The organism is Asaia lannensis NBRC 102526 (genome assembly GCF_024054035.1).
Taxonomy (GTDB): domain Bacteria; phylum Pseudomonadota; class Alphaproteobacteria; order Acetobacterales; family Acetobacteraceae; genus Asaia; species Asaia lannensis.
Genome location: NZ_JAMXQU010000017.1, coordinates 1 through 7,828, shown reverse-complemented (window position 1 = coordinate 7,828; position 7,828 = coordinate 1). Strand labels below are relative to the sequence as shown.

The window sequence follows — 7,828 nt, the reverse complement described above, 5'->3', positions numbered from 1 at the left end:
GCTTACCATCGCCAACTCCCAGTCACAGAACATCCTCTCACTCTTCCAGTAAAATAAAACAGGCCCCTCGCCTCCAACAGCAAGGGGCCTGTTCATCCCATGGGTAGCTAGAGCCTTACTCAACCGGACCGTTGAGTATACGCGCCGCCACGATGACCGAACCCCCTTCGGTTTCAGCGCCGGTCCGGAACATCCTCCATTTTCCAAGAGAAAAAACCCACGTGCCGGTAAAACTGGCCACTTGGGCATGTGGTTTACAAACGCCATCAGGTTGTGATTCCTCCTGCCTGTTGCACTGCATGGCATCGGATTCCGTCAACGGAATATAGACGTTGGTATTGAGCTGCGCAGTACGGCCGTGAATCTGGATTGATCCGTCTATCCCGCTTTTCTGTCCCTGTTGACCATTGTTCGAAACGTCGTCAGGCGTGCCGCGTGTTATGATATCTATATATTTTGTCTCGTTATCAGAACACACCTCGATTGAGGCCGATCCGATCACCCTGTTTTTTGCTTCCTGCCCGACATAATCGACAATTGCCTGCACCTCGGCGATCCGAACAACTCCAGAGGGACAACGTATGCTGTCTCCATTCCCGGGCAACACTGTACCAGCGTAAGCCGGAGCCGACATTCCTGTTAACCCCGTCGCCAGACACGGTACCGTAGCGCACAAGACCGCGCGCGCAGAGAGGAACAAGCCTCGCGGTGAAACCACTTTCATATCCTTCGTGAAGGTTCGTTCGATGGTTGGGCCACGATACCCGAAAAGTCGCACAGCTGAAGCATGACACGACAAATTTCCTCAAAAAGCCCGACGCCGGAAAAGTGATGTCACAGTGGGCGCACCGATAACGCTGCCGAAAGATATTGCTGTCATGATAGGTTCACGTTACGAACGACCTTGGCAACAATCTGCCCTCCCTGCGGCAGATGATTCGGTAGAGGCTCATGATCAGCGACGTCACCACCCGTAGTTTCGACGCCATGAACGCGTATGGAGAAGTTCAGCGTAGCCTGCAATCCGCAACGGGCCCGGCCAAACAAGCTGACACCTCCAGCATTGGTACCGGAAGTTTTAGTGACGCACTCAGTGGTGCGCTGCAAGATGCGGTGCATACCGGAAAAGTTGCCGAAACCCAGACCGCGGCTGGTCTCTCAGGACATGGGGATATGACTGAGATCGCGACATCTGTCGCTGAGGCAAAATTGACGCTGCAGACCGTAACCGCAGTTCGTGATCGCTTTGTGCAAGCCTATCAAGATGTAATGAAAATGTCGATCTGAACGCAGAACGGCATGCAACATACGGTAGACATTCACGAGATCCTGCAGCAATCCCTGTTCGTAGCGGTCAAGATGGGTGCCCCGTCGCTTCTCGCCTCGCTGGCAGCAGGCATCCTGATCTCGCTTTTCCAGGCAGTTACCCAGGTCAACGAAGCAACACTATCTTTTGTACCCAAATTTGTCGCTGCAATGCTTGCCCTTATGCTGACAAGCTCGTTTATTTACGCGACCCTGCATAATTATGCGATGCAGATTTTCGATCAGATGGTCATCGCTGGCGGATCATGAACAGAGCAATGTCGACACGGCGGGCGTTGTTCGGAATAATGCGGAAAAGGTAGATGTTGGCTCTTCCATCCCCCGATGTGGTAGCCGTCTATCTGATGATCCTGTGCCGTGTCAGTACACTTGTCATGGTAGCGCCAGGGCTGGGTGAGTCCACATCACCCATGACAGTGCGCGCAGGTATAGCTGTCACGATCTCTTTCCTGCTTGTCCCGCTGCTGGAGCCTGTGCTCACCCCCGTGGTGACGCCAGCCCTCAAGAGCCCGGCTCTCCTGATCGTCATGATTGCTCAGGAATTGCTTATAGGAACTTTCATCGGATGGATGGCGCGACTGATCGCGATGTCACTCATCATCGCTATGCAGTTCATTGCAACTTTCACGGGTCTGGCGAGTGTTTTACAACCCGACCCTGACTTGGGCGCCTCGAGTACCGCCATCAGTCATATGGCCTCTTTCCTCATCCCGGTACTTTTTCTGACGACAGGATTGTATATCCTGCCCCTCGCCGCGCTCACAGGCTCTTACAAAGTGTTCTTGCCGGGCCAATTCCCTTTTCTGAATGATATGGCGCAGGCTGCTGTCATGAGCGTATCATTGAGCTTCAGGCTTGGCCTCCAATACGCTGCTCCGTTCGTTCTTGTCGGCACCCTGTGGCCTGCGCTTCTCGGCGTACTGAACCGACTGATGCCTGCTATTCAGGTTTACGGAATTGCCATGCCTGCCCAGCTTCTGGGCGGCGTATTCCTGATCGCTCTCCTGATTCAGGTCATCACTGGCGTCTGGCAGGAACGTATGCAGGAAACACTTCTTCAGCTTCCTGGCATCCATGCATTCCAATAACCTAGCCCACCCAACTCGTACTTCGCGCCAAGTCTATGGCTGAGGAAGGAAGCAGCGAAGATCGCACACAGGCCCCTACCCCGCGCCGCCTTGCCAAAGCAAGGGAAGAGGGAAATGTTGCCCAGTCGCGTGAAACACAGATGCTGCTGGTGCTGGGAATATTCCTTGCGGTATTCTCAATGACCGGGGCGACTTCGGGATATCGCTTTATCACCCATATGCATGGATTGCTGGAGCACTTCTCCACCCCGATCGACGATACAGCAACGATCGGGCGTATCGTCCATCAGGCGTTTGCTGAAGGAATCCTCCTGATCGCTCCGTTCGGTGGGGCATGCATGGCAGCTGTCATAGGTTTCGGTCTCTTCCAGACACAGTTCCTGTTTAGGCCTCAGGCGCTTGCTCCCGACCTCAAACGGCTGTCTCCTGCCGCCGGGGTCAAACGTGTGTTCAGTGCCCGAAATCTCGTCGAACTCCTCAAGAGCCTGGCGAAATTTTTGGTGTTTGGTGTTGTGTTATACAACGTAGCACGCGGAACGCTGCATATCGCCCCTGAAGCGGAGAGATGGACTATTCGTCGGCTGACACAGGAGCTCGTTTCCTGGTTTGTCTACGCCACCCTCGTTATCCTCATTGTTCAGGTTTTAATCGCTGTACTCGATGAATTATGGACGCGATACAGTCGCCTCCAGAAGCTACGGATGAGTCACCAGGATATAAAGGACGAGACGAAGCAGGAAGACGGTGATCCCAAGATCAAGGCCAAAAGACATCAATTGAGGATGCGTCGCGCCCGACAACGCATGCTCCAATCGGTGAAAACGGCAACCGTTGTTGTCACCAACCCCACTCATTACGCGGTAGCCCTTGCATATGAGAACGATTCCACGGCCGCACCCAAAATCGTAGCCAAAGGCACCGACGAACTGGCGGCACGCATTCGTGCCGCAGCAGATGACGCCCGTGTGCCAATCGTCAACAACCCCCCTCTCGCACGCGGGCTCTACACATTGCCGCTGGATACCGAAATACCGCCAGAGTTTTTCAAACCGGTCGCGGCCATCATCGCCTATGTCATCAAGTTGAAGACACCAGGTTCGAGGCGATAAACACTGCTATTTGCATGCGCTCAGATAGTATCATCGGTCGTTAGGACCTCTCGGTAATTTTTGCGACGCTGCTCGGCTTCCCGACCAGGCTAGGCCAGGCCAGGCCAATTCATCACCGTCCATATTCTGGAAACTGCCTGATCGTCCACAGGTCGACACGGGGCACCGCTCATACATGTTCAATCGACGAAATAATAGAGCGGTGATCGAACATCGCGAGGTAGAGGTAGACCCCATTTTTTGGATAGGGGCGTAAGCTATAGACCGGCCTAGGAGAGGAGGGTTTTATGAGTAAGGTTACGAGGAAACAATATTCGGCAGTGTTCAGCCCCTAGTAGACTACTGTTCAGCTTTCATTTCCTTTACATTTCCACTATAAAGTCAGCCGGCTTCAGTCGATCAAGCACGCATATGTATTTTCGAAACAGGTAATGGCGTTGGTCTTTCTCTGGGACGTAATCAGCCATGCCACGCGAACGAGCCCGCCCGACAAGTGAATAAGCTTGGCAGGGCGGCACCCCAATCAAGATCGTGTCGTCAGATGCCCGTGCCAAACTGGTGATGACCTTATCGATGGCTGCTGCAGCCGCATCACTGCCTAGTTCCAGACATTGAGCCTCGCCCTCCGCCTCTACCCAAGAGGCGGCGTCGATCTCTGACCAGTCCGGTTCGTCCGTCAGACCGGCATGAAACTTCAGGATGGCTTCTAGCAGGCACCGTGCCGGGATAGATGGGCGCGCAGGAAAGCGCGTAGCCGCAGGGTCCGATATGCCGACGCCTCCTTCGCAACCGAAATCCCAATGTGAAGAGGGGAGCGTCCGTTGACCTCGAATGAGGCAAACCTCTCACTCAAGCCACCGTGTCCGGCAAACAGATCAACGATGCCCAAAGTGGCTGACAAGACAGGAACCTCTCGAATTCAAACGAACAGCTGCATAATAGGTTCTCAGCTTGAAGCCAGAAGGCAAATGATAGAAGTCGTCAGCAAAGCAACAAGATCCCGGATGATTGCCGGAATCCGGGGGAAGGATACAAAGCCAGAGCTGACTTTGCGCCAATCCCTACACGCATTGGGCTTTCGCTATCGGCTTCACGCCAAAGGAGTTCGTGGGAAACCGGACCTGATTCTGCCGAAATACAAGACAACTATCTTCGTACATGGCTGCTTCTGGCATTATCATCGTGGCTGTAGATGCGCTACCACTCCGTCGACGCGACCTAAATTCTGGATTTCCAAGTTCGAGGCAAATGTGGCGCGGGACAAAGCCGTTCGTTTGACATTGTTGAAAAAAGGATGGCGGGTCGCGATGGTTAAGGAATGCGCCCTTGGAACTGAGGTCAGTCTGACGACCGCAAGAGGTGTCTTGATTGCTTGGCGTCGGAACGGGGGGCGTGAGCTCGAGATAGGCTGAGTTGATATCCGAATGGCTACCCCTTCGAAGCGCCATGCGTCGGGGGAACAACACAACCAGAGTTGTTCCGATTCAGAACGGCACCAATGAAACGAATGATCAGACATATGCGATGCATCGGGTCTTGCAACGATCAAACATAGCTATCGAAATTGAGAGAATAGCGAGCGTAGCGGTTCTCTCCGGTCTTGGTGAATGCCCCGAGCACGACTAGTTCCGCCAGATCACGCGCGGCTGTGGCGGAGGTTCTCCGGTGATTGCGCGATAGTTCTGGGCCCTCAAACCACCTCGAAAGCCGTCTATCCCTTCAGCCAGCATCCGGAGTACGGCTCTCTCCTGGCGAGGATTGAGCTGTCCTCTCAGACCATCAAGGAACCGCGCCTTTTCCACGACGAAACTGATCGTGGCAATTGTCCGGGATTGTGCCTCGAGAACGATACTTGCGAACCATGCCATCCAGCTCTCGATGTAATTGGATGTACTCACTCGGTGCAGCTCATCGTAATACGCTTCTTTATGAGTATTGATGGTCGCGGCCAGTCCCATCACCACCGAGATTTCGAGACTTCGCGCCAGTGCTTTTTCTGCAAGAGCACGACCAAGACGACCATTCCCATCCTCAAAAGGATGAATGGTTTCGAGCCAGAGGTGAGCGATCCCAACCCGTTCCAACGGATGATCGATACCCTACCACCTATCGATCACTATAAGCACATTTTATGATTGATAGGAGAGCTATCAATCGCTCATTCTCCCCGACATCGCCTGAAGAACTCTGACAACGCTTCATCCAATCATGCCGGGCAAATTACAACCCACGAGCACCTTCGAAATCAGCTCTTGCCTTCCCAGAGCGTTTGTCCAAGAATGGGAATAGAAAGAAACAGGAAGAAGCGCGTAGACAGCGAGACACCTCAAATCATTGGAAATAGTGATGCGGACTACCCAGAGTATTGAGGTTCGAGGCCCATAGTTCACACTTCTTAGCGCAGCAAGACAGGTTTGCTTTTCTGCTCCCACAGACGGGGCGTCTTGCATCGCATACGCGCGCCTTATTCATGTGTAGGGTTTACGTTACGACCGCGGCGCCAAGACAACTACCATAAGGACTTGTCAGAAAGAGGCGACGCAACGGATGTTCGCCTCCAATGCGTCGCGTTGCGCCGGGAGCCGGGTCGCTTCGGCGTGCGATCCGGCCTCTATCCTGTACTTGCTCGATAAGGGCCGGATCCTGGCGAATTCATACACCCCTCCAGAGACAGGGCTCAGGCGTAAATTTCGAGCGAGACAATATTTGCCTCAAAATCGCTGCGGATATTCGGAATTTCGGCCTGCGCGCCTGTCCAGCGATAGCGCGGGCTTTCCATGCCATGCCACCCGGTCAAAGCAGGCTCGGAAAGGTGGGTTTTATACGCAACCATGCCCTGAGGGGTGAACAGATTGACTGCGCCGATCAGCGCACCGAGCACGCGCCTGTCGTCAACAAACGGCCCGATCACGTCGCTAGGGGTCGCTGCCTCGGTCAGGATGCTCAATGAGCGTATGGGTTCATTGATCGAGAAAACGAAAGTACGCCCGTTGCGGCGGGTCGGTGCGACCTGCGTCTTACCATTAACAAGAAGAGCAATATCCGCCGTTGCGTCAGCAGCGGGCTCATCCTTCGGCACGACCAGCCCCGGAACACGCGCTGCGATGTCTCGGAAGAGAGGTTCCACAAATTCGCGGGCAGTGCAAAGGGGGGCAGCACTATCGTGCTCCCAGGTCAGATCCCGGCTATCACGTCCTTCAAAGGCAATGTGTCCTGTGTCCAGAAAGGACTCGGATAATACGCCGTTCGCCCTGATGACAGAATGCGTGTCGAGCTCGATATGATAGACATCATAGCTGTCCGAAGGCTTGTCCAGAACGATGGAATGACCATTGACCAGCATGCGGACAGGAACAAAACACCCGTTGAAGAACATGCAGTGCTCTTCTGTCACATGTAAGTCCCTGTACGGCATATTATCGCCCAGCGCATTCTGGCGAACAATTACAGAAGGACAGCGTGCCTCGACCTGTGATTTCCCGACCCAGATAACTCGGCGGCGGACCTCCTGACCGTTTTCAAACGCCATGACACGATCGGAAAGCGTGATGTCTTCCACCGCCACAGGACCGCGGGCTGTATCGATCAGCGTGCCTGCCAGATAGCATGGCGGCGCTCCAGCATAGCTGATGCCACTCTCACTGGATCCCGAAAACAGATTATAGGTCGAAAAACCGGCCGGATTATAGCCCAAACCGATGTCGATCGTCAGAGTTACCGTGTTGCCGCCATAGCTTGTATTGATCGTCAGGTACCCTGTCGCAGGATCGTACGAGCAACTATCGGCACTCCCCGATGAGCAGAGGTCCAAGATATCTCCATTTCCGAAACCTCTGATCTTCAGCCCCGACACATTGCTAGGCAGCATAGCCGGACATATGCCAATGTAGTTGCCTCCACCATTACAATTAATAGTGACATTCTTAATGGCACTTGTTACTCCACTACTGCTGCTCGAAGAGCCGAATACGACATGTGAATTGGTCATATTAATGGTCTGATTTGAGATGCTTGTGAATGTATTGTTTGCGTAATAGTACTGAGCGTTTGAATAGTTACTCGCTATTGTAACATTGGTCAAATTAATTGTGCCGGTACCTTTTATTCTGCCGGTCTGATTGTAATTGAATAAAGCTGCATTATTTACGTTGATCGTTCCGTTATTTACAACATTACCCGCTATGTTGAACAGGTTCTGCAGATTAAGCGTAACACTAGGTCGTGTTGACAAAAGGGGTATCCAGAGGGGCTGCATTCTGATTCAAGGCTGCTTTTTATGGGGCAGCCATGGATCGCGGAGACCTA

At 53.3% G+C, this 7,828-nt stretch carries 8 protein-coding genes; 5 read left to right on the top strand and 3 right to left on the bottom strand.

Annotated features, from left to right (window positions below; genetic code table 11):
• Positions 1–115 precede the first annotated feature (115 nt).
• A complete protein-coding gene (locus NF685_RS14170) occupies positions 116–547 on the bottom strand; it encodes a hypothetical protein (protein ID WP_122040271.1) in 432 nt (143 codons plus the stop codon).
• A gap of 404 nt (positions 548–951) precedes the next feature.
• Here NF685_RS14170 and NF685_RS14165 point away from each other — a divergent pair, with 404 nt between their 5' ends.
• The 5 genes from NF685_RS14165 to NF685_RS14145 all read left to right on the top strand — a co-directional run bounded on the left by NF685_RS14165 (position 952) and on the right by NF685_RS14145 (position 4,935).
• Positions 952–1,287 carry a flagellar hook-basal body complex protein FliE gene (locus NF685_RS14165; protein ID WP_023979282.1) on the top strand — a complete coding sequence of 112 codons (336 nt, stop codon included), beginning with the start codon at positions 952–954 and terminating at the stop codon, positions 1,285–1,287.
• A gap of 12 nt (positions 1,288–1,299) precedes the next feature.
• Positions 1,300–1,575, top strand: coding sequence for a flagellar biosynthetic protein FliQ (locus tag NF685_RS14160; protein ID WP_252850130.1), 276 nt, complete (start codon positions 1,300–1,302; stop codon positions 1,573–1,575).
• A 53-nt stretch (positions 1,576–1,628) separates the two neighbouring features.
• Positions 1,629–2,414, top strand: a complete 786-nt coding sequence (locus tag NF685_RS14155; RefSeq protein WP_023979284.1) for a flagellar biosynthetic protein FliR — start codon at positions 1,629–1,631, stop codon at positions 2,412–2,414.
• A gap of 35 nt (positions 2,415–2,449) precedes the next feature.
• Positions 2,450–3,523: an EscU/YscU/HrcU family type III secretion system export apparatus switch protein gene (locus NF685_RS14150; protein ID WP_062165243.1), complete on the top strand. Its 1,074-nt coding sequence runs from the start codon at positions 2,450–2,452 to the stop codon at positions 3,521–3,523.
• A gap of 881 nt (positions 3,524–4,404) precedes the next feature.
• Positions 4,405–4,935, top strand: a complete 531-nt coding sequence (locus tag NF685_RS14145) for a very short patch repair endonuclease (RefSeq protein WP_353936386.1) — start codon at positions 4,405–4,407, stop codon at positions 4,933–4,935.
• A 210-nt stretch (positions 4,936–5,145) separates the two neighbouring features.
• On the opposite strand, the gene NF685_RS14140 is transcribed toward NF685_RS14145, so the two are convergent.
• Together NF685_RS14140 and NF685_RS14135 are read right to left on the bottom strand one after the other, a co-directional pair.
• Entirely contained in the window at positions 5,146–5,607 is a 462-nt protein-coding gene (locus tag NF685_RS14140; protein ID WP_252850129.1) for a Fic family protein, read from the bottom strand.
• 593 nt (positions 5,608–6,200) lie between these two features.
• Positions 6,201–7,754 carry a Hint domain-containing protein gene (locus NF685_RS14135; RefSeq protein WP_252850128.1) on the bottom strand — a complete coding sequence of 518 codons (1,554 nt, stop codon included), beginning with the start codon at positions 7,752–7,754 and terminating at the stop codon, positions 6,201–6,203.
• Positions 7,755–7,828: the final 74 nt, after the last annotated feature.